The 24,077-nt window shown below is 71.6% G+C and carries 16 protein-coding genes; 3 read left to right on the forward strand and 13 right to left on the reverse strand.

What is annotated here, in order from left to right; translation table 11 throughout:
* Positions 1 to 473 precede the first annotated feature (473 nt).
* Entirely contained in the window at positions 474 to 1,214 is a 741-nt protein-coding gene (locus ACTWPT_RS05010) for a class I SAM-dependent methyltransferase (protein ID WP_443176045.1), read from the forward strand.
* Here the strand turns inward: ACTWPT_RS05010 and ACTWPT_RS05015 are convergent.
* The 8 genes from ACTWPT_RS05015 to ACTWPT_RS05050 all read right to left on the reverse strand — a co-directional run bounded on the left by ACTWPT_RS05015 (position 1,155) and on the right by ACTWPT_RS05050 (position 14,482).
* The gene (locus ACTWPT_RS05015; RefSeq protein ID WP_443176046.1) at positions 1,155 to 2,123 is read right to left on the reverse strand and encodes a DUF3068 domain-containing protein; all 969 of its coding nucleotides are present in this window, start codon (positions 2,121 to 2,123) and stop codon (positions 1,155 to 1,157) included. The genes ACTWPT_RS05010 and ACTWPT_RS05015 overlap by 60 nt on opposite strands.
* Positions 2,124 to 2,128: 5 nt before the next feature.
* Complete coding sequence (locus tag ACTWPT_RS05020) at positions 2,129 to 3,982, reverse strand: hypothetical protein (RefSeq protein WP_443176047.1); 1,854 nt, start codon at positions 3,980 to 3,982, stop codon at positions 2,129 to 2,131.
* Positions 3,979 to 8,130: an alpha-(1->3)-arabinofuranosyltransferase domain-containing protein gene (locus tag ACTWPT_RS05025; protein ID WP_443176048.1), complete on the reverse strand. Its 4,152-nt coding sequence runs from the start codon at positions 8,128 to 8,130 to the stop codon at positions 3,979 to 3,981. Before ACTWPT_RS05025 ends, ACTWPT_RS05020 begins: the two co-directional genes overlap by 4 nt.
* Positions 8,127 to 9,341: a glycosyltransferase family 4 protein gene (locus tag ACTWPT_RS05030; protein ID WP_443176049.1), complete on the reverse strand. Its 1,215-nt coding sequence runs from the start codon at positions 9,339 to 9,341 to the stop codon at positions 8,127 to 8,129. The genes ACTWPT_RS05025 and ACTWPT_RS05030 overlap by 4 nt, the downstream gene beginning before the upstream one ends.
* Positions 9,342 to 9,427: 86 nt before the next feature.
* Positions 9,428 to 9,559, reverse strand: coding sequence for a hypothetical protein (locus ACTWPT_RS05035; RefSeq protein WP_260477562.1), 132 nt, complete (start codon positions 9,557 to 9,559; stop codon positions 9,428 to 9,430).
* Between the two features lie 124 nt (positions 9,560 to 9,683).
* The gene (locus tag ACTWPT_RS05040) at positions 9,684 to 11,177 is read right to left on the reverse strand and encodes a hypothetical protein (protein ID WP_443176050.1); all 1,494 of its coding nucleotides are present in this window, start codon (positions 11,175 to 11,177) and stop codon (positions 9,684 to 9,686) included.
* A gap of 71 nt (positions 11,178 to 11,248) precedes the next feature.
* Positions 11,249 to 13,426: an acyl-CoA dehydrogenase gene (locus tag ACTWPT_RS05045; RefSeq protein WP_443176051.1), complete on the reverse strand. Its 2,178-nt coding sequence runs from the start codon at positions 13,424 to 13,426 to the stop codon at positions 11,249 to 11,251.
* A gap of 69 nt (positions 13,427 to 13,495) precedes the next feature.
* Positions 13,496 to 14,482 carry a hypothetical protein gene (locus tag ACTWPT_RS05050; RefSeq protein WP_443176052.1) on the reverse strand — a complete coding sequence of 329 codons (987 nt, stop codon included), beginning with the start codon at positions 14,480 to 14,482 and terminating at the stop codon, positions 13,496 to 13,498.
* Positions 14,483 to 14,562: 80 nt separating this feature from the next.
* Here ACTWPT_RS05050 and ACTWPT_RS05055 point away from each other — a divergent pair, with 80 nt between their 5' ends.
* A complete protein-coding gene (locus ACTWPT_RS05055; protein ID WP_443176053.1) occupies positions 14,563 to 15,993 on the forward strand; it encodes an AMP-binding protein in 1,431 nt (476 codons plus the stop codon).
* A gap of 18 nt (positions 15,994 to 16,011) precedes the next feature.
* Entirely contained in the window at positions 16,012 to 17,097 is a 1,086-nt protein-coding gene (locus ACTWPT_RS05060) for a S1C family serine protease (protein WP_443176054.1), read from the forward strand.
* Between the two features lie 46 nt (positions 17,098 to 17,143).
* Here ACTWPT_RS05060 and ACTWPT_RS05065 read toward each other — a convergent pair whose 3' ends face one another.
* The 5 genes from ACTWPT_RS05065 to ACTWPT_RS05085 form a co-directional block, all read right to left on the reverse strand.
* Positions 17,144 to 17,695: an OmpA family protein gene (locus tag ACTWPT_RS05065; protein ID WP_443176055.1), complete on the reverse strand. Its 552-nt coding sequence runs from the start codon at positions 17,693 to 17,695 to the stop codon at positions 17,144 to 17,146.
* On the reverse strand, positions 17,679 to 18,266 hold the full coding sequence (locus ACTWPT_RS05070) for a hypothetical protein (protein WP_443176056.1): 588 nt from the start codon (positions 18,264 to 18,266) through the stop codon (positions 17,679 to 17,681). Before ACTWPT_RS05070 ends, ACTWPT_RS05065 begins: the two co-directional genes overlap by 17 nt.
* A 74-nt stretch (positions 18,267 to 18,340) precedes the next feature.
* Positions 18,341 to 21,244, reverse strand: a complete 2,904-nt coding sequence (locus ACTWPT_RS05075; protein ID WP_443176057.1) for a BTAD domain-containing putative transcriptional regulator — start codon at positions 21,242 to 21,244, stop codon at positions 18,341 to 18,343.
* A gap of 24 nt (positions 21,245 to 21,268) precedes the next feature.
* Positions 21,269 to 23,029, reverse strand: a complete 1,761-nt coding sequence (locus tag ACTWPT_RS05080) for a protein kinase domain-containing protein (protein WP_443176058.1) — start codon at positions 23,027 to 23,029, stop codon at positions 21,269 to 21,271.
* Between the two features lie 21 nt (positions 23,030 to 23,050).
* Positions 23,051 to 24,019, reverse strand: coding sequence for a GlxA family transcriptional regulator (locus ACTWPT_RS05085; RefSeq protein ID WP_443176059.1), 969 nt, complete (start codon positions 24,017 to 24,019; stop codon positions 23,051 to 23,053).
* Between the last annotated feature and the right edge of the window lie 58 nt (positions 24,020 to 24,077).

The raw sequence follows: 24,077 nt of genomic DNA on the forward strand, positions 1-24,077 counted from the left end.
ACAGCCGCCGCAACAACACGAGGAACACGATCGAGGCCGCCGCCTGGAGCGCGAGGGTGACGAACGAGACCAGCGCCCAGTTGTACGGTGCCACCGACGTGAGCACCCACACCAGGGCCAGCGCGCCGGGCATGAGGTGGCCCTTGTGCACCCGGGTCAGGTACTCCCAGGTCAGCCCGCTGTCACTGGCGCCGGCCACGAAGAGGAAGTCGTCCTCGACGAAGTACGCCTTGCTGAGTACGCCGGCCTTGAAGACCAGCGAGACCAGGATGAGCAGCAGGCCGGCACCCATGACCGGCCCGGTGCGAATCGCGGGCAGCGTGATCTGCACGGGTTCGGGGCGCTTGACGTCCTCAGCCGGCGTCGTTCCGGTTTCGGCGCGCGCGACGTCCTCAGCCGGCGTCGTTTCCGTTTTCGAGCGCTTGACGTCCTCAGGCATCGTCGTTTCCTTCCGCTGCAGTAAGCTCCGCGCCGTGGACACCCCCGAACCGTTCCGAGCGGATCTCGGCAGATCCGTCCGGTTGCTGCGTGCCTTCCGCCTGGAGCAGAGCGATCCGGATTTCTTCTACGGCACCCTGGCCAGTGACACGGTCGCCCAGCTGGCGACCTACACGGAACTGGCCGGCGCCACGGTGGCCGACGTGGGGGGCGGCCCCGGTTACTTCGCCGACGCGCTGCGTGCCGTCGGCGCCCGGCCCCTGTGCGTGGACTGCGACGCCGGGGAGATGCGCCTGCGCGACGGGGTGCCGCCGCGGGACTCGATCCTGGGCAGCGCCCTGGACCTGCCCCTCGCCACGGGCTCGGTGGATGTGTGCTTCTCGTCGAACGTGCTTGAGCACGTCCCCGACCCGCTCAAGATGGCGGACGAGATGGTCAGGGTCACCCGTCCCGGCGGGATCGTCTACCTGTCGTACACCGTCTGGCTCGGGCCGTGGGGCGGCCACGAGACCTCTCCCTGGCACTACCTGGGCGGCCACTACGCCGCCCGGCGGTACGCGCGGAGACACGGCAAGCCGCCCAAGAACGTCTACGGCGAGAGCATGTACGCCATCGGGGTGGCCAAGCCGCTGGCCTGGGCCCGCCGGTGCCGCGACGCGGAGATCCTTGATGCGATCCCTCGCTACCATCCCCGCTGGGCCCGGCATGTCGTCCACCTACCTGGCATCCGCGAGCTGGTCACCTGGAACCTGCTCCTCGTCCTGCGCCGCAGGTGAGCGCCGCCGCATGAGCCAGATGGCGGTCACCACACAGCCGGCGCCGAGCGCGCCGCCGCCCACCGGCGCGACCGTTCCCAGCAGCAGGATCCAGCGGCGGTAGGCGGCCGCGGTGTTCAGCGCCGCCACGACGTCGGTCTCGGTGGTACGGAACGCCGCCTCCAGCGCGGTCAGCCGGCCCCGCCCGTCGGCCGTGACCAGCGTCTCCTCCACCTCGTCCAGTGTCTTGATCGGCTGGCCGCTGACCGGCTCCACCCAGTACGTGCGGCGGATCTCGGCGTACCGGCCCAGCCCGACGTCGCCCTTGCCCGGCAGCCCCAGAAGGTGGCGCGGCAGCGGCGCGGTCTCGCCGGGGACGAGCCGGCGCGGCGTGCGCTGGACGTAGCGGTAGGTCTCGACGCCGCGCACCCGCTCCACCCCGTCGAACGCGGCCGTGACCGGCTGGCGCAGCCGCAGGTCGAACAGCGTGTAGTCGCGGCGCTGGGCGTTGAAGGGCCAGCGGAACGCCTGTCCCGACTGCTCGATCGAGGTGTCCTCGTCCAGGTATTCGCCGCAGCAGTTGACAATGGCGCCGGTGCGGCGGTCGAAGGCAAGGCGCCGCTCGTGGTAGTCCAGCCGCTCGCCATCCCGTGTGGCCATGGAGATCGACTCGCCCCACACCGCGCGGTCGTCGTCACCGGCCAGCACATCGCCGATCAGCCACCGGGTCTGCACCAGCTCCCCCGCCGCCGGCCGCATCGTGGCCGGGTCCAGGTAGGTCGCAGACTCCGCCACCGACCGGGTCATGCTCTGTTGCTCCAGCGGCGCCTTGAGCAGCTGGCCGTACACGTACAGGCGGGTCAGGGGGATGAGCGTCAGCAGGAAGGCGCCCACGCCGGCCAGCACCAGCGCGAGGTTCCTGCGGCTCATGACGTTCACGGTCGCGGCACCGCCTGTCCCGGCGTCACGTCGCCGATGCACACGCCCGGCGGCATGTCGTGCACGACGATGCGGTCGGCGCCCGGCTCGGCGAGCATGAACACCTTGCCCAGGCCGGAGCGCAGTTCCACGTCAACGGCGCGCTCGCCCATCCAGAACGTGATCTTCGTGTCCGCGCGGGCGGCGTACCCGAGCTTGACCAGGGTGCCCTCCACGCGGCTGACGCGGTTGTCCAGCGGCACCTGCACGCTCCCCTGGGTGACCGGCCAGCACCGGTCCCGCGTCGTCGGGACGAGCGGGATTCCCTGGACGTCCGCGGGCCGCAGGTGGCCCTGGTCGTCGAACACCATGCCGTCGAGCGACGCGGGCGGCGCCTGCATCCTGGCCCTGAGCTGAGGCGTGGCCATTGCGCCCAGCACTCTGGAGGTCAGGCTGTAGGCCTTGTAGCTGCTCGGCAGCACATCGGACGGCACGAGCCGGTCGTAGATCACGGTGCCGACCCACGCCGCCATGACCAGGTCCGCGCGTGCGGTCTCGATGTAGCTGTGACGCCGGTCCGCGCCCAGGTAGCCGGTGAAGAGCGTGACCGTGACCAGCGACGCGCCCACGAACAGGCCGAGCGCCGCCCCGCAGATCCCGCTCACCCGCTCCCTGCCGGGCAGCGTCCTGCGGTACGGCTCCGCCTCTCCGGGAAGCGGCAGCAGCACGAGCCCGACGACCAGCGCGATCAGCGGGACGGCGTCGGCGACGTACCGCGTGTCCGTGCCGGCGAACGAGCCGAGCAGGTGGACCCGGCCCCACAACACCGGCAGGGCGTCGGCCACGAGCACGTACCCGAGCAACAGCGCCCAGGCCAGACCCGCCCGCCTGCGGTAGTACGCGGTGACCGCCACCAGGGCCACGAGGGTGACGAGGGAGGCGATCACCATCGGCAGCGGCGGCGAGGCCACTCCCCAGTCGCCGCCCGCGAACCACCGCCAGGGTCCGCCGAGCACGGTGGTGGCGAACGTCTTGCCGAGCAGCTCCCACAGGAACCCTGCGGCCTGGTCGAAGATCGGCAGAGCTCCGGTGTTGGGCGACGAGAGCGCCCGATATACGTAGAGCGCCCCAAAACCCACCAGCACGAGCAGGTACATCGACCAAGCGGCCATGTACTTGCGCAGCGCGGTGCGCAGGCCGCCGTGGTAGAGCACCGTGAGCGCGAACAGCACGAGCGGCAGGGCGAAGCCCTTGACGAACCCGAGCAGCCCGAACAGCACCCACAGCGCCGCGGCCACGGCGTGCCGGAGCCGTCCGGTACGCAGGTGGTGCCAGTGCGAGGCGATCGCCATGGGCAGGGCGAGCTGCAGGAAGACGGTGTTGAGCGCCGCCGCCCACCACACGAGCGCGGGCACGGTGATCGGCGCGACGAGGAAGACCAGGAGCGGCGCGAGGATCGCGGGCCGCTCGCCGAAAACGACCCGGAGCATGCGAAGGACGGCGAGGGCGGCGCAGGCGTGCAGCACCAGGATCGCGCCGGCCGCGTACCCCCAGCCGAAGGGCTCCAGCCTGGACGTGAGCCACGCCAGCAGGAATCCGCCCGGCATGAACTGGCCGAAGTGGATGCGGGTCAGGTAGTCGAAGGAGAGACCGTTCTCCATCGCCCTGGCCACGAACTCGAAGTCGTCCTCTTTGAAGTAGGAGCTCTGGACGATGGCCGTCTTCCAGGCCATGGCCGCGGCGATGAGCACGAGGGCGGCCAGCAGGACGCCGTGGCGCCGCGCCCACCGGGACGCCGCCCCGGCGGTGCGGGCCATCGGGGCAGGGACGGTGAGCACGAACCCGGTACGCGGCTTGGTGGTCTCGGTCATGACACGCTCGTCATGGTCGGGCCGCCCGCGGCGACGGGTACGGGGATCTCGATCCGCTTGGCCGCCGCCCGCCTGGCGGGGACCTCGGCGAGCAGCTGCGCCAGCAGAGGCAGGCAGAGCAGCTGCGGCCACAGACCGCCCACACCCACGGCGACCAGCACCGCGGCGGCCAGGTAGAGGGCGACACCGGCCGGCGGGCCCAGCAGGAGGCGCCCGCGGATCCGCAGGCGCCCGTGCTCGGCCTCGCGCAGCGGGCGCAACCGGGTTCCGAGCGCATAGACCACGCCGACGACGCCCGCGCCGGCCGGTCCGCCGACCCAGAACCCCAGGGCGACGGCGAAGAGCATGACATGGGCTGGGCGCAGGCGAGCGGGCCGGATCGCCGCCAGGTGCCGCGCGGGCAGGCCCGTTCTCGCCAGGGCGAGGAGCGCCACCAGCAGCGCCAGGGCGCCGCCCGCGGCCAGCCCGGCCCGGTAGGCACCGTCGGGCTCGTAGGTGAGCGTGACGGTGCCCACGGTGTACTCGGGCAGGAACCACGCCTGCCGCCAGCCGTCGAGCCGGACGGGTTTCAACTCGACCGCTCCCAGCTTGGCCCGCCACCCGGCGTTGAAGTTCTCGTTGACGACCAAGTAGGAGTCGACGGTGACGCCGACCTTCACCACGCGCTCGGCGGCGTCCCACGACTGCACGGCGACGTCGTTCATGTCCACGGGGTTCATGTCCATGGGGGCGGCGCGGACGCCCGGCTGGGGGCGGACGATGGCTGACTCGATGCGGTAGGACTCTCCTGGGCGTACGGACATGCGGGACTGGCCGGCCGCGAGCCGCTGCGGCTCGCAACTCCTGAACGTGATGGGTTTTCCGATGACCACGTCGTTGAGCGTGCCATCGACGACCTCGGTGTGCACGGCGTCGCCGTCAATGGTGAGCGTCGGGCCGAACCCGCAGGGCATCCTGAGCGGGAAGCCGGTCAGCGCGCCGAGCGGGCGCACCCCGGGGAAGGCGATGTCGCTGATCTCGATGGAGCGGCCGCCGGACGCGCCGAACTCCAGCTTGACCTTCTGGGCATCCATGGCGGGGAAACGGAGCAGGCCGTCCTTGCCCACCCAGCTCTGCCGCACCCCGCCCTCGGCCCGGATCGTCACCCGGATAGGCGGGGCGCCGAGGTAGGAGTCGGGTGTGACGACGCGGATCTGCGACAGCCGCGTCCTGCGGGCCAGCTCGACGCTCAGCGTGGGCCGCGGGTCGAGCGGATCGGCGAACCAGGCGGTCTTCGGGTCCCCGTCGAACGCCCACCGGCCGGCGGCAGCGCCGTGCTCGACCGCGGTCGAGGACGCCTGCACCTTTATGGCGTCGCCGGGCAGCGTGCTGAGCCGCTCGATGGCGGTGCGCTCGGTGAGCACCGCACGGCCGGAGACGGCGTACGAGCCGTCCTTCCTGACGGTGAACGAACGGTCGAAGCCGTTGCCGTCGTCGCCGAGGACCTCGTGGCCCTTGGCGCAGCTCCAGGCGACGGAGCCCTTGACGCATCCGGGGACGTCACCGGTCCTGCTGACCGCGACCGAGACCGGCTCGCCCGAGGCTGCGCCCGGGTCGGGCACGGTGATCGACCGGCCGGCCTGGACGCCGGGGATGGTCAGCTCGGTGATCCCGACGCGGCTGCCGAGCCTGCTCTGCGGCTCGTAGCCGGTGGCGGTGACCTTCACGCGCAAGCGGCTGGTCGGGCCACTCGGCACCACCAGCTCCTGCGGGTCCGCGGTGGCGCGTACCCGCTGGCGCAGCGAGCCGGTGTCGGTCTCCACCGCCACTTCGCTGGGCGGGGGGCCGATGGGCGCGTTCTCGAAGGCCACCTTGATCGTGGCGACCGTCAGAGGCTGGGTGAAGGCGACCTCAAGCCACTCGCCGACCGCGCCGTTCCAGCCCGTGGACCGCCAACTGGTCCGCCGGTCGCCGTCGAGGGCGGCGAAGGGCTGACGGCCGGGCTCCCTGGAGCGTGGGGACGCCGTGACATCGGCCTCGGAGCTGGACGCCGTGACCTTCGCGATCCCGGTGAGCGTCGCCGTGGCGAGGTATTTCTCCCATCCGGGATCGAGGATGTCGTTCGACGGCAGGTCGCCGCGGAACGGCTCGTCGGCGGTGAGCGTGGCGCTGGCGTTGCGGCGCAGGTCGGGGTAGGAGAGCTCGCGGCGGCGCAGGGTGTCGGTCAGCACCGTGTCGCCGGCGGGCACCTCGACCTGGCCCTGGTCGTCGTTGAGCAGGACTGGGCGGTCGTCGTCCAGGAGGCCCTGCTCGGCCAGGTCGAGCAGGGCCTCGGGGGCGCCTCCCACGCGGAGCGGGCGGGTGGCCTCGACGGTGCCGACGAGCGGTGCGGCGTCCGCGACCTTGTAGATCTCGACCGCGTGGTAGGGCTGGTCCACCCAGGCGGCCGCCTTCCCGTACTGGCCGATGCCGACGCCGGGCCCCATCTGGGCGGCGAGCGAGATGCCGGGCGAGTCCTCGAGTGCCTGGTGCACGCGGACCGGCCAGGCCGTGCCGATCGTGGCGCGGTCCAGGTCGTTGCGCACCACCAGGTACGTCACTCCCATGCGGCGCAGCGTGGCCGTGAGCCCCGCCGACCCCTCGCCGGTGGACAGGCGCTCGTCGATGGCGGCCATGAGCCGCGAGATGCCGGCCGACCCCCACGGCACGATGGTGTGCGTGGCCCAACGGCCCTGCGAGAGCGCCTGCAGCGGCTCGTCCAGGGGCCGCCCCCAGAGGTACTCACCACGTTTGGCGCCGGGCACGGCCAGGACCATCCCGTCTCCGGCGTTGCGCCCCAGCCAGGAGACGGTCTGCTTCCAGTAGTCGGGGATCGCGGTGAAGCCGCCGACCGGCGCGAGCCCCGCGTACAGGATGGGCAGGGTCGACAACCCCATCAGCCCGGCAGCGGCGACGGTCAGCGGCGTGCGCCAGCGCAGCCGGACCAGGGACAGCAGCCCGGCGACGCCGAGCGCCACGGGCAGCCTGACCAGAGCGTCGAACTTGTGCAGGTTGCGGAAGACGGCGAGCGGGCCGTCCAGCAACTCGACCATGAGCTCGTGGTGGGGCGTGCCCGGGTGGCCCGTCGTGATGACGGCGACGCCGCACAGCAGGCTGATCAGGAGAAAGGGCCGCTCGGGCAGCCTGCGGAGGGTGAGGCCGGCGAAGCCGAGCGCCGCCACGGCCGCGGTGGCCACGATCAGCCACGGGACCGTGGACTGCTGGTTGGCGTCGGGCAGCCAGGTCTGCCCGTCCACCGTCAGGAAGCTGAGCCAGCTCGACGTCCCGCGCAGCGCGTTGACCAGCGACGTGACGCCGGTCGTCGCGCTGGCCGTCTCGATGAAGGGCAGGAAGGAGAAGATGTAGCCGCCCAGCGTCAGCAGCGGGGCGGCCCACCACATCGACGCCAAGGCGATGAGCGCCAGCCACCATGCGGTCAGCCGCCACTTCTCCAGCCCGCCGCGCCTGGTGAGCAGGTACAACAGCGGGACGACGAGGACGGCGGCCTCGGCCACGGCGTTGACTCCGCCGCAGAAGAGGAAGGCGAGCGCGGACAACGCGGCCGCCCGGCGCGGTGACAACTCCCGCCTGGCCCCTTTGACCAGGGGGAGAACGATCCACGGCAGGACGGCGCTGGGCAGGAACTCCGAGGAGTTGATGCCGATGAGCGCCTGGGCGTGCGGCGCGAGCGCGTACACGAAGCCGGCGAGCACGCGGGTGAGCGGGCCGCCGATGCCGAACGCGCGGGCCAGCTGGACCACGCCGAGGAACGCGGTGCACAACACCAGCGACATCCACAACCGCTGGACCGTCCAGCCCTCCATGCCGAGTTCGAGGCCGAGCGCGTAGAACGGGCCCATCGGAAAGAGGTAGCCGTAGGCCTGGTTCTGCAGGTGGCCGAAGTAGGCGCCGTCCCAGAGGTGCAGGGCCCGGCCGAGGAAGCCCAGCGGGTTGACCGCCATGTCGAGCTTGGTCTCGGGGATGATCTTCTCGGTCGAGGTGTTGAACGCGATGGCGCCGAGCAGGAGGCAGGACGCGAGCAGTCGCAGCCTGTGTCTGATCCGTGTCTCGTAGCTCTCGGCGGTGGACTCCGCGAGCTCCCCCCGGAGTCCAGGCGAGGCTTGGGTCACTGATAGGCTCCGCCGCAATCTTGGAGTTTTGCCAGGATAAGTCCGGTTATGCTAGCCCCCGTTCGAGCCCACGTAAATTCCCGCGCCCAGGCGCGGCAGGCGTCGGCCACCTCCGTCCGGCGGGCCGGGTCCGACAACTCCTTGAGCGCGCGTTCGACGACGTCCGACAGGGTCTCCCCCTCACGCACGAGCCATCCGGTGACACCGTGGCGTACGGAGTCGCGCAGCCCCGCCACGTCGTAGGCCACCGTCGGCACCCCGAGCGCGGCGGCCTCGATCACGGTCAGCCCCCAGCCCTCGAACTCCGAGGCCGTCACATTGAGCCGCGCGGCGGCGAGCAGCGCGTTCTTGCGTTCCTCTGGCAGGAATCCGTGCAGCACGACCCGCCCGCACAGCCCCTTGTCCGCGACCTGCCTGGCCAGCGGGCCCTGCTCGGGTCCGCGCCCGATGACGTGCACGGTCAGCCGCGGCCAGGCGGCGTCCAAATCGGCGGCCAGCTCCACGACCCGCTCGATGCGCTTGTGCCCGACCAGGCGCCCGGCGTACACGATCGCCGGGTCGCCATGGCCGGACTCTGGCGGCCCGTCCTCGGGCGCGGCACAGCCGTTGGGCACGATGGCGATCGCCGCGAGCCAGCGCAGCCTCTTGACCAGCTCCTGCTTGGACGACTCCGAGACCGTGATCGTCAGGCAGTTGCGGTAGAGCAGCCGGGCGACGGGCCCCTCGATGAAGCAGCCGATCCTGGCCAGCCACTGCGGGAGGAAGGCGTGGAACTGCCGGTCGTGGACGTGGTGCACGAGGCAGAGCACGGGGGTGCGGCGGCGTACTACGAGCGGTGAGAAGAAGGGGATGCCGTTCATCGTGTCGATCACGATGTCGACCGAGCGCCGGTGGAACAGCAGCCAGAGCGGCACCAGCAGGTAGACGAGATAGGGGTTGCCCATCCTCCGCACCTGGATGCCTTCCAGGGCCTCGGCGGGGCGCTGCCCCCGCTGGCGGCCGGTCACGAAGACGACCGAGGCTCCTTGGGCCAGCAGGAACCGGCTGACCTGCCAGGCGTACTCCTCTGCGCCGCCGGCGGTCGACTGCCGGGGCTCGCGAAAATTCAGCATGGCGACGCGAACCCCCGCGAGCGGCTGCTCGTCCCCCGATGAATAGGTCAGCGCTGCCAGGCCTGCCGCCTCGGCCCGGTGTTCACCGGTAAAGACCACCGTCACTCCTCGTCAGCGGGCGTGCGGGCATGGCGGAGCCACACTCCGTGCTGCTGAGCTGGTATGGCCCCGTCAAGCGGGGAGGATCACCTGGTGCCGTAGTTGTAGAGCGGCTGGTTCGGCGGGGTCAGGGAAGGTGACGCCACATTGACCACAGCAACGGAAGCACCGACCGCCAGCAGAGCTCCGATGGCCAAGGCCACGAGAAGTCGCAACAACAGAGCACTCCTTCCGATCGGTGGCGCAGTGTGCCGAGACTAGAACGTGTTCCGGCTTGAATCCATAAGATTGGTCAAACCGTGATAAAGCAAGTTACTCTCTGGTATATCACGAAACGCCGGGTCAACGCCGCAGCAAGTGGAGCTCTTGGCCGCGGAAAATGGTCTTGAAGCCGGCCACCTCAAGCAGGAACCCGTTCTGACTTGCCGGCGCCAGGACGTACCTGACGGGCAGCCGAGCGTGATCACCGGCGGCCAGGAACTCGCCTGCGCGCCGGTTGAGCGGGTCCTCGCCGCGCACTCGCAGCCGGCCGCCGTCCGGCAGCCCGACGTACAGCGAGTCGTCCCAGACGACCCGGCGCTCGAAGAGCTTCGTGGCCGGGTCCAGCACGATCCGGCCCCCGTTCCAGGCGAAGGCACGGTGCGCGCCCCAGGGCAGCGACAGCAGCGCTCCGGGGACGGGGTCGGCGTTGACGATCCGCTGCACGGCCGTCCAGTCCGGCGGGTACGTGACCGCCGCCAGCCGCCCGAACGCCCCGAACGCGAGCGTGGGCAGGACCAGCACCGGCGCCACGATCCCGACCAGCGCGGGCGTCCCTTCCCGCAAGGCCGCGGCCAGGCCGACCGCGACCAGAAGGGCGAGCGGCGCGAGATAGACCTGTCCGTCGCGGAGCGGCCCGAATCCCGGCCATAGGGCGATGAGCCACTTGAGCGCCTCACGGCCGGCCGTGAACGCCCCCAGCGCCGCGACACAGAGCCCGGCCCCTGCGGCCACGGCCAGCCCACCCCACCATGCCGGCCGGTCCGGGGCGGTGCGGAGCCGTACGTAGCCGAAGACGCCCACCGCGACCAGGAGCAAGCGCGCGGTGGCGAGCCACCACGACTCCTGGCCGGGCAGCCCGGCGTCGGCGCTCCAGATGCCGCCCAGTGAGAGCAGGCTGCCCACGACGCCGAAGGGCCCGTCGGCGCGCGCCGCGAACGCGTCGACCCCCGCAGGGTCCGTCACCGCGCCCGAGCGCAGCGCGGGAACCGCCCAGGGCAAGCTGAACACGATCAGGATCACGGCGACCACCGGCACTTTGCGGCGCGTGACGGCGATCGGCATCAGGGTGAGGGCCGAGACCAGCATGGCCTGGAACCCGCCGATCGCCGCGGGAAGCAGCGCCAGGAGGAGCCGGGTCCAGCGCATGCCCACGGCCCGCACCGCCCACGGCAGGCCGGCCACGCCGAGCAGCAGCGCCCACTGGCCGAGCATGAGCCGCTGCGCGAGATAGATGTTCCAGGCGTAGCAGGCGGCCGCGACCAGCCGCGCCAGCCTGCGCTCCGGCGGCACCAGCGCCGCCGCGCCGGTCGCGGCCAGCACGAAGATCGCGACCAGCATGCCCTTCTGCACGATCTCCACGGGCAGCACCCGGGACAGCAGCGCCACCACCAGATCGCTGGGCACGGCGCGCGGGAAGCCGCCGCTGTCCGGCAACAGCGGTGGGTCGGGCACGAACAGCAGGTCATAGCGGAGCACCAGCCCCCAGCCGAGCCCAGGCCCCAGCGCCAGCGCCGCCAGCACCATGCCCAGGAGCGCGGGCATCAGCCACATACGTGGGGGGCGCTCGACCTCCACCGAAGCACCGCCTCCCCTGCTCCCGGACATTCCAGGCACAGGGGAGCGTAGCCGCCGCAGCGTCACATGCGTTACTTGCCGGGCTCGGGGTCCCTGGGCAGGCCGAGCATGCGCTCGCCGATGATGTTGAGCTGCACCTCCGTGGTGCCGCCGTAGATCGTCATGGCTCTGGTGGCGAGCACCGCCCGGTTCCAGTAGCCGGCGTCGCCGAGCTTGGCGTCGGCCGCCGTCGTGGCGGCGGCGCCCAGCAACTCCACTGACGTCTCGGAGACGTGCTGGGCGTGGGACGTGGACAGCAGCTTGCGTACGGAGGCGTCCGCCCCCGGCTCGTTCCCCGCGAGCTGCTTGAGCGTGACCCGCAGCGAAAGTGCGTTGATCGAGTGGCCCTCGCAGACGACCGCTGCCACCGTCTGCGCCTCGGCCGGCGTCAGCTCGCGGCCGAGCCGCCCGATGAGGCCGAGCAGGTCGGGCACGGACGCGCCGGTGCCGCCCGAGCCGGACGACAGCGAGACGCGCTCGTTGGACAGCGTGTTGCGAGCGACCTTCCAGCCCTCGCCCACCTCGCCGACGACCAGGTCGTCGGGGACGAAGACGTCGTCGAGGAAGACCTCGTTGAACAGGTTCTCACCGGTCATCTCGGTCAGCGGCCTGACCGTGACGCCCGGGGCCTTCATGTCGACCAGGAAGTACGTGATGCCCTCGTGCTTGGTGCCCTCGCTGGAGTTGCGGGCGATGCAGATGCCCCACTCGGCCACATGGGCGACCGAGGTCCAGATCTTCTGCCCGGTGAGCTTCCAGCCGCCCTCGACCTTCTCGGCCTTCATCTGCAGCGAGGCCAGGTCGGATCCCGCGCCGGGCTCGGAGAACAGCTGACACCAGATCATCTCGCCGCTGAGCGTCTTGGGCAGGAAACGCTCCTGCTGCTCGGGGGTGCCGTACACGGCGATGGACGGCACCACCCACGCGCCGATGATCAGCGCGGGCGTGCGTACCTTGGCGGCCTTGAGCTCCTGGGCGATCAGCACCTGCTCCAGCGGATTGGCGGCGCGGCCCCATGGCTTGGGCAGGTGGGGCATGACGAAGCCGCGTGCGGCCAGCGCCCGCTTCTGCTCCTTGCCCTCGAGCCGGGCGATCTCCGCGATCTCGGCGCGGATGCCTTCGCGCAGCTCTTCGGCGTCCTCCGGCAGGTCGATCTCCATCTCGCGGGAGACGCCTTGGAGCGCCAGCGCGGCCACGGTGGCGGCCCACTCGGCCGACGAGCCGAGCAGGGCGCGCAGGGTGAGCGCGCGGCGGTAGTAGAGGTGCACGTCGTGCTCGAAGGTGTAGCCGATGCCGCCGAACGTCTGAATGGCGTCCTTGGCGCACTGGACCGCGGCGTCGGGGGCCATCACGCCGGCGATGGCGGCAGCGTAGTCGAGTTCCTTTCCCTGCGCGCGCGTGGCGTCCCACACGGTGGCCCGGGCCTGCTCCAGCGCGACCAGCATGCGGGAGAGCTTGTGCTTGATGCCCTGGAACTGGCCGATCGGGCGGCCGAACTGGACGCGGACCTTCGCGTAGTCGGCCGCGGCCGTCACGCACCAGGAGGCCAGGCCCGTGGCCTCGGCGCCGAGCAGGATCGCGGCGAGGTTTCGTACGTCGGAGCCCTGGACGCCGCCCAGGATGCCCTCGGCGGGCACGGCCAGCTCTGACAGCTCGACCTTGGCCACCGGCCTGGTCAGATCGAGGGACTTGATCTCGGTGACGGTGGCGGAGGAGGCGTCGATGAGAATCCACTCTTCGCCCTCGGCCGTGGCGACCGGCAACACCAGCGCGTCGGCCAGCGAGCCGCCGAGCACGGGCTCGGCCGTGCCGGAGACGACGAGGGAGCCGTCCTCGGCAAGGGTGCCGCGCAAGTCGCCGGTCAGCGCGACCGCGCCGGTGCGGGTGCCGTCGGCGAACGATTCGAGGTGCTCAGGGCGCTTCGATGCGTTGATCACGGCGCTGGCCAGCACGGTCGGCACGTAGGGGCCGGGGGCCACGCGCTCGGCCAGGGCTTCGACGGCCACCGCCGTCTCCAGCAGCCCGTAGCCGGAGCCGCCGTACTCCTCGGGCACGTGCAGGCCGAGCAGCCCCTGCTCGGCGAGACCGGCCCAGAACGGCGGGCGCCCGTCAGAACCGGCGCGCGCCAGCTCCGAGGAGATGTTCCGCTCGGCCCAGCCGCTCACCGACTCACGGAGCGCCTCATGCTCCTCGCTCAACCCGATCGCCATTGCTCATCCTCCAGCCAGGTCCGACTCATGCCCAGAACCATATTCTAGAGGATGCTTCTGGCTTCCTGGCTAGAGCGGGCGAACCTGCAGGGCGAGGGTGTTCAGGTCGGGCCAGCGTGCTTTGTTCGACGCCGGGATCGAGGCCATGAGCATCGCCGGCTTGGTCTTGCCCACCTCGACCACCGTCACCATGGCCTGCGCGACCTCCTGCTCGCCGTCGTCGGTGTAGGTCACCTCGTAGCCGAGCGTCCAGCCCTTGCCGAGCGTGATCTTCTTGGATGCGGTCCACTCGACCGTGGCGCCCTTGGGGTATTGCGTGCGGATGGTCCAGCGGACGGCCTGGGTGGCGATCTCCCGATAGTCGGCGTTCGAGCTGGGCTTCTTCGCGGGCGAATCGCCGGGGTACATCGCCGAGGCGATCAACGTGAACGGCATCTCGACCTTGCCGATCCGCTGCGCGATTGAGTACGGCGGGTAGGACCTGGCCTTCCACGGCGAGGCCAGCCGCGGATAGCTGATCCCGGACTTGGTGTCCGTGATGGTTCCCGTGACCGCGGACGCCGTGCCCGACAGGGTCTTGTACGCCTTGCTCTCCGGCACCGGCGGCAACACGATCGGGCTCTCGGTGACGGTCGGGCTGGGCGAGGCCGCCGTGGGCGTGGCCGAGGTCGGTATGGGGGCGACGCGGACGACCTGCTCGCCCGGCTGGTTGTTGGTCGGCACGTCGCCGGAGAAGACCACGAAGATCAGCACGACCGCCAGGACGGTGGCGAGGATGGCGCCGAACAGGTAGACGACCTTGATCGGCATGTCCCCGAGACGGCGGGCCGGGGGGCTGGGCGGCAGCGGCGGCGGCAGGGGCGGCAGGGGCGGCTGCTGCACCGGCGGCTGGATGGGAGGCCGGGTCGGGGGCGGAGTCGAGGGCTTGATCGGCACGGAAGGTCCCGGCGCCGGAGGGCGAGGGATCTTGACCGTCTCCTCCGCAGGCAGGACGACCTTGCGGAACGGGGTGGTGGGTGAATCGAAGGAAGGTTTCTGGTCGCCGACGTCCGCCATGGCCTTGAGGTTACGTCACTACAGAGAGGGATAATTCCCCTACTCCCCTTGCAGAATCTAATTCTGTAAGGTCAGCGGACATGAGGGGTTTCTACGAGATCGCCGCCGAAGACCCTGAACGCCCAGCCCTCCTCGGCGAGGAGGGCGCTTCCTACGGAGAGCTGCTGGCCCGCGTCAACCAGGCCTCCCATGGCCTGACCTCACGCGGAGTACGTCCGGGCGACTGCGTGGTGACCGTGCTGAAGAACGGGCTCGACGCGCTCACCATGATGCTCGCGACCTACCAGACCGGCACGTACGTGGTCCCGGTCAACTGGCACTTCACGCCCGAAGAGATCGACTACATCGTGGCCGACTGCGGGGCCTCCGTCGTGGTCTCGCCCGAGGCCCTCACGGTCGCCGAGCTCGTGGCGGGGCAGCCGGCCGATGCACCCGCGCATCGGCGGGCCGGATCGATGATGCTCTACACGTCTGGGACCACCGGGCGGCCCAAGGGCGTGCGGCGGCGGCTGCTCGACCTGACGCCCGAGGAGATGTACCCGATCATGATGCGGAAGGGCTGGCGGCCCTTCGGCCTGCCGCACGACGGGGTGCACCTGGTGTGCTCGCAGCTCTACCACTCGGCGCCGTACGGGCAGGCCATGATGGCGCTGCAGTTCGGGCACTCGATCGTGGCGCCCGAGCGGTTCGACGCGGCCGGGACGCTGCGGCTCATCGAGCGGTATCGGGTGACGAACGCGTTCATGGTGCCCACGATGTTCCACCGGCTGCTGGCGGTGCCGGAGCGGGGGTCGTACGACTTGTCGTCCCTCACCCACCTCTACCACGGCGCCGCCCCGTGCCCGCCGGCCACCAAGCAGGCGATGATCGACTGGCTGGGCCCTGTGTTGTGGGAGTACTACGGCTCCACGGAGGCGGCCGTGGCGACCATGGTGTCGTCGCAGGAATGGCTGGCCAGACCGGGGACGGTCGGCAGGGCGCTGGACGGGATGGCGTTCACCATCGTCGGGGAGGACGGCAGGGAAGTGCCCCCTGGGGAGCCCGGGCTGGTCTACATCGGCGGGATCAACCGGTTCGAGTACCACCGGGACCCGGACAAGACGGCGGCGACCATGCGCGGGCGTGACTACACGCCGGGCGACATCGGGTACGTCGACGGTGACGGCTACCTGTTCTTGCTTGACCGCCGGACCGATCTGATCATCTCGGGCGGGGTGAACATCTATCCAGCCGAGGTGGAGGCGGCGCTGCTCGAACACCCGTCGGTCGCGGACGTGGCGGTCATCGGCGTGCCGGACCCCGAGTGGGGGCACAAGGTCGTGGCCCTCGTCCAGCCGGCGGCCGAGGTGACGGTCGGGGCGGAGCTGACCGCGGAGTTGCTGCGGCACTGCGCGCCTCGGCTGGCCAAGCTGAAGCATCCGCGGGCGATCGAGTACCGGGAGGCGCTGCCTCGCACGCCCACCGGGAAGCTGAGCAGACGAAACGTGCGCGAAGCGTATCTTTCCAGTTGAGGCGGGCAGGGACCTCCCATGAGGGAGCCCATCAAGCAGATCATCGCGGGACTGGCCGTCGCCGTGCTGCTCACCGGCTGCGGCACGATCACCACGACGGGCACCGCCTCGCCCACGGCCACGGCCACGTCGCCGTCACCGTCACCGTCGCCAACGGCGACCGCCGCCGCCCCGGCGCAGTCGCTCGAGGCGGCGTACGAGCAGGTGATCACGAACGTCCTGCCCTCCATCGTGCAGATCAACACCAAGGTCGGGCTCGGCTCCGGCATCGTCTTCGACTCTCAGGGGCACATCGTCACCAACGCCCACGTGGTCGGGCAGGCCAAGGAGATGAACGTCACGGTCGCCACCGGCGGCGCGCCACGCCCCGCCCGTCTGGTGAGCTCCTTCGCCGCCGGGGACCTGGCGGTGATCAAGGTGGAGCGGCCCGAGGGGCTGCGGCCGGCCAAATTCGGGGACTCCTCCAAGCTGCGGGTCGGGCAGATCGTGCTCGCCATGGGCAACCCGCTCGGCCTGTCCGGCAGCGTGACGAACGGGATCGTCTCGGCAGTCGGACGAACCGTCACCGAGCCGGAGAACCCGGGCTCCCCCGGCGCCACGATCGCGGGCGCGATCCAGACCTCGGCCGCGATCAACCCCGGCAACAGCGGCGGCGCGCTCGTGGACCTGTCCGGCCAGGTGATCGGCATCCCGACACTCGCCGCGAGGGACCCGGAGCTGGGCGGCGGCGCCGCGCCCGGCATCGGTTTCGCGATCCCGAGCAACACCGCCACCGACATCGCCGGCCAGATCGTCAAGAACGGCAAGGTCACCGACACCCACCGGGCCGCGCTCGGCATCAGGGGCCGCACCATCGTCGGCTCCGACGGCGAGCCCGCCGGGGTGGGGGTGGTCGAAGTGGAGCCGGGCGGGGGTGCGGAGAAGGCAGGCATCCGGGCAGGTGACGTGATCATGTCGATCAACGACAAGAAGACGCCCACCATGGCCGAATTGTCCGAGACCCTCACCACCCTCAAACCAGGCGACCAGGCCCGGGTGGCGGTGATGAGCGCCGGAGCCGAGAAGACGGTCAACGTGACACTGGGGCAACTCCCGGCCGATTGACCGGCCCCGGCTTACTGTTCACCGGAGCTCCGCCACGCGGGCGCGGTCACTGCTTGGCGGTGAAGACGATCTCCACGCGGCGGTTCTTGGCCCGGTTCTTCTCCACCGGCTTGCCTTGCACGATGTTGGGCAGCTTGGGCCGGCTCTCGCCGTACCCGCCGGCCTGGAGTGTCACGCCCGGGCCGGTCAGCAGCCCGCGCATGGCCTGCTGCACGGCCAGCGCCCGCCGCCGCGACAACGCGACGTTGTAGGCGTCGCTCCCCTGGTCATCGGTGTGCCCTTCGATCTTGACCACGCCACCCGCGCCTTCGGCGTTGACCTTCTCCGCCACCTGCCGCAGCCGTTGCCGGGCCTTGGCGGTCAGCTGCCACTTGTTCAGCGGGAACAGCACGTCGCTGGTCAACGCGACCGTCACCTGGCGGCCTTGCTTGGTCTCGCTCTCGGTGCCGTCCATCGACTCGATCTCGCCGATGATGTCCTCGACGGGCAGGACCAGGTTCTCGACGGCACCGGTGGCGTCGGCCGCGAGCTCCGGCACGCTCGGCGCCGGGGTCGGGGACAGGACGAGGAGGACGGCCGCGCTAAGAGATCGGAACATCGGTGAACACGCCGATCGTGGGCATCTCAACGTTGACCTTGGTGACGTCCGCGGGTGGCGCGGCGAAGACCGCGTACAGCGTCGAAGCCTCCCCCGACTCCAGGAACTGGCCCTGGGTGCCGGAGCAGACGCACTCCGCGTCCTCGCCGGTGCCGTTGCGCGCGACCCGGTAGCGCTTGGCGTTGACGGGGTCGATCAGGGAGACGCCCGAGACCGTGAAGTCCAGCGGGGCGGTGCCCAGGCCGTTGTGCACGTTGACCTTGCCGTCGGTCGCGGTGACCGTCCAGTTGAGGCTGACGGTCCTGCCCTGACGCTTGAGCGCGGTGATCTCGACGCGGGCCTTGCCGAACATGTCCCCGGCGCCGACCTTGGCCTCGCGACTGGCGATCACCTGGCCTTGCTGCGCGGGGGCCGTCTGCTGTTCCTGGGCCTCCTTGGGGGCGGGCGTGGCCTGGTCGTCCGAGGCGGCCTGCGACTGCCTCTCCTCGCCACCGCCGCCCTGTTGGCCCGGAAGCATTCCGCAGCCCGCCAGCGCGACGGCCGCGACAGCCAGCGCGATCGTCCTTCGCATGATGTGATCACCTTCGTCGTTCGGGGATGTGGCCCTCACCCTAGGGAGGCGACCTTCAGGATTCGCATAGTCCGCTATATGCGCTGACCACGTCGCCTGCGAGCCTCCTGTGCGAGCCGTACGGCCTCGGCCTTGCCTTCCTCGTCGCCGAGACCGTCAAACTCTCCCATAGCACGCATTAGCGCATCAACAGCACCATCAGTCTCATCACCCTCTAGGGCGGTCCTGGCCAGCACCAGCAGTGCCTGGGCGGCGTTCCTGCGGTCGCCGTACCGGGTGAAGGTCTCCAGCGCCTCCCGTGCGGCGCGCGCGGCGTCCTCGAGTGCTCCCTCCGCTCTCGCCACCTCGGCCAGGACGAGCAGCGCCACGGCCTCGGGCAGGCGGTCGCCGAGGCGGCGGTTGAGGCCGAGCCGCCGTTCCACACAGTCGCGGGCCTGGGGGTGGCGGCCGGCGGCGAGATGCAGCCTCGCCAGGTCCAGCAGCGCCTCCGCCGCACCACGGGGATCTCCCAGATCTCGGTACGCGGCCAGGCTCTCCCGCAGCAGCGCTTCGTCCTGACGCAGGGCCCCGAGCGCCCGCAGCGCATCGGCCCGGCCGCGTCGATCACCGGCTTCCTCGAACGCTCTCAGCGCTCGCACGAAGGCCTGCTCGGCCTGCACCGCCTGCGGCGACGGGTGCGTGGGGCCGGGGCGGGTCTGGGCTTGGACGAGGCCGAGCCTCAGCGTGATCCTGGCCAGTTCGACCCCTTCCGCCAGCGGCTGAGCCGCGCGCAGGGCCGCCGCGGCCGCGTCCGTGCGGCCCTCGGCCCGGTGCAGGTCGGCCAGACCGCGCAGCAGAAGCGCCTCGCCGCGCCGGTGGCCGGCCGCCCTGGCCGCGTCCAGGCCGATCGCCGTAGTCGCGTGCCAGTCGTCGTGGTGCGCGCCCAGCTCGAACAGCGGCGTCAGATAGAACGCCAACCGCCAGGCCGCCTCGTACAGCCGGGCACGGTAGAAGTCGTCAACGCTCGCGACCAGGAAACGGCGTTCGGCGCTCAGCCACCGCGCTTCCTGCCGCAACCACCCGGTTTCGAGGGCCGGGTCCCCAGGGAGCCCTTCCTCCGACGTGTCGTGCTCGGGCAGGTGGACCTCGGTACGGCCGGTGCCGGGCTCGGCGGGCAGCAGAGCCGCTCTGGCCTGCCGGGTACGCTCCAGGATCACCTCCGCCCTGACCGCCAGCACGCCGCCCGGGCCGCCGTCCTCCTCGGCCAGCCGCTCGGCGGCGTAGAGCCTGGTCAGGTCGTGCCAGCCGTACCGTTCCTGACCGGCCTCGTCGAGCCCGCGCGACTGCAGCAACCCGGCCTCCGCCAGCGGCTCCAGCTCCGCGCCGAGCACCCAGGAGGCGAAGTCGGGAGCGGACCACGCGCTGAGTTCACGCAGCAGGCGGCGTTCCGGGTCGGGCAGGCCGCGGTAGCCGAGTGCCAGGCTGCCGCGTACGGCCAGGTCGCCCGCACTCAGTTCGTCGAGCCTGCGCCGCTCGTCCCCGAGGCGGCCGGCCAGGTGCTCGAGCGTCCAGCCCGGTTTCCTGGCCAGCCGGGACCCGGCGATGCGCAGGGCGAGCGGCAGGTGGCCGCAGAGGCGGACGATGCGCCGGGCGGCCTCGGGCTCGGCGCGTACCCGCTCGTGCCCGGCCACACCGCCGAGCATGGCCACGGCCTCTTCCTCGTCGAGCACACCCAGCTCGTACGCCCGCGCCGCCTCCAGCCCCGGCAACGACGACCGGCTGGTCACCAGGGTCAGGCTGCCCGGCCCGGTCGGCAGCAAGGGGCGTACCTGGGCCTCGTCGGCGGCGTCGTCCAGCACCAGCAGCAGCCGCCTGCGGGCCGTCATGGTGCGGTAGAGCCGTACGCGGTCGTCCAGCGCCGGGGGCACCGCGCCGTCCGGGCAGCCGAGTGAGCGCAGCAGGTCCTCCAGCACGGCGCTGGGCGGCCGGGCGCCGAGTGCGGCATGGAGCCGGCCGTCCGGGAGGTCGATCCCGGTGGCGGCGTGTACGGCCAGCGCCGACTTCCCGCAGCCGGGCGGGCCGTGCAGGACCAGGTGTACGGGGGCCGCCGGCGCCTGCTCGCCCACGGTCCGGTGAATCCAGTCGAGTGCCTGCCTCCGCCCGGCGAAGTCTGAAATATCCGGCGGCAGCTCGTCACCCACCGCCCCGGCCGGCCGGCCATCACCGCTCCCCGGCTGACGGCCATCGTGAGCCGACCACGCGTGCTCACCGTGCGGCGGCTGCGAGCCGTTCTCGGACAGCACTCGCTGCTGGGCGGCGGTCAGTTCGGCGCCCGGTTCCAGGCCCAGCTCCTCGACCAGCGTCCGGCGCGCGTCCTGGTAGGCGCCGAGCGCTTCCGACCGCCGCCCCGCCTGGTGAAGGGCCTCGATGAGGCGTACCCAGGCCCGTTCCCGCAGCGGGTGCGCGCCCACCAGCGCCCGCAACTCGCCGACCACCTCCGCGCCCCTGCCCAGCCGCAGGTCCAGCTCGACGCGCTCCTCCAGCGCGGTCAGGCGTGACTCCTCCAGCGGTACGGCGCTCGCCCGGCGCAGCACCGACGACTCGACGTCGGCGAGTGCCTGCCCTCGCCACAACCCCAGAGCCGCCCGGAAGCCGTCGGCCGCCTCCGCGATCTGGCCCGCCGCCCTGGCCTGGCGCGCCGCGGCGACCAGCTGCTCGAACCGGTGGCAGTCGACGTCGTCCGGCGCGACCTCGATCAGGTAGCCGCCGGGCACCGTACGGATGCCGTCGACGAGCTTGCGCAGCGCGCTGACGTACACCCTGAGCACCGACTCCGCCGACGCCGGCGGCCGGTCGTCCCAGACCATGGACATGAGCCGCTCGACGGGCACCCGCTCGGGGGCGGACAGCAGGAGCGCGGCCAGCAACGTGCGGTGCTTGGCCGGTCCCGGCGCCTGGCCTCCGTCGACCCGCAGCGGCCCCAACACGCCGAACCGCACCTCACCCACCTCTCAACCGGCACATCACTGATCCGCCGGCCTGAGGGCGAACGAGTCGAAGCGGACGCGTGCGGAGGCGGTGGCACCGGAGGCGGCGTGCACGCCTGCCTCGTCCGGGGCGTATGGGGCGTCGGCGTCGGACGCCTCGGCGACCAGGCGCTCGTTCAGCCACATACGCAACGTCACCTTGTCCCCGCTTCTGGCGTCCCCGCTTCTGGCGCACTCCGCCACGATGCGGTTGACGGCGGTGACGGGCGTGTTCGCCGGGCCGTACAGGGTCGTGCCGCGCGTGCCCGTGCGGCGCTTGACGATCGTGACCTTTCCCGAGCCGGTCACCGCGAACTCGTAGCGGTCTCCAGAGCCGGCCGAGCCGTGGCACCACACACCGTACTCCCCGGTTCCCTGGGTCAGGGTGGCCTTCGTGCTGACGATCACGCCGCCGACGGGCTCTCGGCGGGGCGCCGACTTCCATAGGCGCCAGCCGGGGTTGACGGTCAGCTCGTAGCCGACGCCCGCCTGGCGCGCGTTCCCGCCCTCGGACGTGCCGACCGCCCAGGCGTCGCCGAAGTCCGCCTCGTACGGCCATGTCTCCTGCCAGAGCCCGGGCACGGCCAGTGCCGCACCGGCCAGGAGGGCCGTGGTGGCGACGCCGGCCACCCACGGCCACCGCCGCCTCCTCTGCCTGCCCTTCGGCGCCCCATCCGCCGCCGATCCCGGCCCGGTCCCGTCCGTCCCCAACGCCGAGTCCCGCCCACGGTCACCCGCGGGCCGCGCCGTGGAGAGACGCACGTCCGGAGACTGGACGCCGCCCAACCGGCCCACAGCGGCGGCCGCGCCACCCGATTGCACGAGGCCCGGCTCTGCGCCCACGGAGGGCCACACGCCTGCGGCGGCGGGCGGGTCGGAAGGCCTGGCGCCGAGGGCGGGAGCTCCGGAGGGAGGTGTGGCCGAGGGGGTGCCCGTCCACGTGCGTTCCACCACTTCGGTGGCCGTGGCCAGGCGAGTGCCGCCCACCAGCTCGGACAGCAGCCCCTGGGCCGTGGGCCGGAGGCGGGGGTCCTTGGCGAGCGCCCGCGACACCACCCCCCTGACCCCCTCGTCCAGCCCGTCCAGCCGCGGCCCCTCCTGCGTGATCCGGTACAGCACCTCGCCAGGCGCCCCGCCCCCGAACGGCAGCCGCCCCGTCCCCGCGAACGCGATCACCCCGCCCCACGCGAAGACGTCGGCAGCAGGCGTCAGCACCTCGCCGCGTACCTGCTCGGGCGCCATGAACGCCGGCGTCCCGAGAATCGCCTGGCTGGCCAGGCTGTCGTTGTCCACCAGCTGGGCGATGCCGAAGTCGATCACACGCGGCCCGAGCGGCGAGAGCAGCACGTTGGAGGGCTTGAGGTCGCGGTGGATCACTCCGGCCCCGTGGATGGCGCTCAACGCGGTGGCGATCCCGACCGCCAGCGCCTCCAGGTTCCCGCCCGACAAAGGCCCCTGGTCCCGTACGACCTCCGCCAGGTCCGGCCCTTTCACGTATTCCGTGACGAGGTAGGCGACGTCCCCGTCGATCCCCGCATCGAGCACGGGCGCGGTGCAGAACCTGGCAACCCGCCGGGCCGCCGCCACCTCGCGCTCGAATCGCCGCCGGAACGCCGGATCACGGGCCAGCGCGGGATTGATGACCTTGACCGCGGCCAGGCCACCGGTGGGCGTGGCCGCGAGATGCACCTCGCCCATGCCGCCCCGGCCGAGCAGGCGCCGCAGCGCGTACCCGCCTATGACCCGGTCACCATCCATCGCAGACACATTAGCCAGGTGTCACGTGGCGGCGGACGACTGCGTCAGGCGGTAACGCGAGGGCGGGATGCCGTACCGGTCTATGAATGCCTGCCGCAACGTCTCCGCCGTCCCGAACCCGCACCGCGCGGCGATCGAGGTCATCGGCAACGACGTCGAGACCAGCAGGTGGGCGGCGGCCTCGGCGCGGGCCTGCCGGACGTACCGGCCAGGCGTCAGCCTGACGTGCTTGAGGAACAGCCGCGTCAGGTGCCGCTCGCTGACACCGGCCGCCTCCGCCAGTGTGGCCGTGGTGAGGTCCTCGGCGAGATGTCCGTTGATGTAGTCGACGGTCCGCTTGACCAGGCCGTCCGCGGGCGACGGCGCGCTGACGAACATGCTCATCTGCGCCTGGTTGCCGGGCCGCTGCAGGTAGGTGACGAGATGGCGGGCCACCGTCCTGGCTAGCTCGCTCCCGTTGTCCTCCTCGATGAAGGCAAGGGTGAGATCGAGGGCGGCGGTGACGCCGGCGGAGGTGGCGACGTCGCCGTCGCGAATGAAGATCGGATCCGGATCGACGACGACGTCGGGAAACCGGACGGCCATCTCCTGCGCCTGTTCCCAGTGCGTCGTGGCGCGCCGCCCGTCGAGCAGACCGGCGGCGGCGAGGATGTACGCCCCGGTGCAGACGGACGCGACGCGCCGGCTCTCCCGGGCCAGCCGGCGGACGTGGGCGACGACCAGCGGGTTGGCGGCGGCGCTCGCGTAGCCGATGCCACCGGAGACGATGAGCGTGTCGAGCGGCCCATGGACCTGTTCCAGGGTGTCCTGGGCCTGGATGACCTGGGCGGTGCCGGTGGTGACGGCGTGGCCGCCCGGGGTGACCAGGCGCACCTGGTAGCACGGCGCCGCGCCGCGCCAGTTGGCCTCCTCCAGCGTCGAGATGACGCAGGCGAGGTCGAGCAGCGCGGCCGCGTCGTACGCCACCACAGCGACCCGTCGTACCTCCATGGCCCCGACTGTAGGTCCGAAGGACCAAGAACCCAAGTTTCCGGACATGTCCGCCGGC

The sequence above is a fragment of the Nonomuraea sp. 3N208 genome (assembly GCF_052245935.1).
Lineage (GTDB): Bacteria > Actinomycetota > Actinomycetes > Streptosporangiales > Streptosporangiaceae > Nonomuraea.

What these genes read in the sequence shown, in the direction of transcription:
- ACTWPT_RS05070 (WP_443176056.1), bottom strand. Translation starts at nt 18,266, where the DNA reads ATGCGAAGGACGATCGCGCTGGCTGTCGCGGCCGTCGCGCTGGCGGGC.
- ACTWPT_RS05015 (WP_443176046.1), bottom strand. Translation starts at nt 2,123, where the DNA reads ATGAGCCGCAGGAACCTCGCGCTGGTGCTGGCCGGCGTGGGCGCCTTC.
- ACTWPT_RS05060 (WP_443176054.1), top strand. Translation starts at nt 16,012, where the DNA reads ATGAGGGAGCCCATCAAGCAGATCATCGCGGGACTGGCCGTCGCCGTG.
- ACTWPT_RS05080 (WP_443176058.1), bottom strand. Translation starts at nt 23,029, where the DNA reads ATGGATGGTGACCGGGTCATAGGCGGGTACGCGCTGCGGCGCCTGCTC.
- ACTWPT_RS05085 (WP_443176059.1), bottom strand. Translation starts at nt 24,019, where the DNA reads ATGGAGGTACGACGGGTCGCTGTGGTGGCGTACGACGCGGCCGCGCTG.
- ACTWPT_RS05055 (WP_443176053.1), top strand. Translation starts at nt 14,563, where the DNA reads ATGAGGGGTTTCTACGAGATCGCCGCCGAAGACCCTGAACGCCCAGCC.
- ACTWPT_RS05020 (WP_443176047.1), bottom strand. Translation starts at nt 3,982, where the DNA reads ATGACCGAGACCACCAAGCCGCGTACCGGGTTCGTGCTCACCGTCCCT.
- ACTWPT_RS05065 (WP_443176055.1), bottom strand. Translation starts at nt 17,695, where the DNA reads ATGTTCCGATCTCTTAGCGCGGCCGTCCTCCTCGTCCTGTCCCCGACC.
- ACTWPT_RS05050 (WP_443176052.1), bottom strand. Translation starts at nt 14,482, where the DNA reads ATGGCGGACGTCGGCGACCAGAAACCTTCCTTCGATTCACCCACCACC.
- ACTWPT_RS05045 (WP_443176051.1), bottom strand. Translation starts at nt 13,426, where the DNA reads ATGGCGATCGGGTTGAGCGAGGAGCATGAGGCGCTCCGTGAGTCGGTG.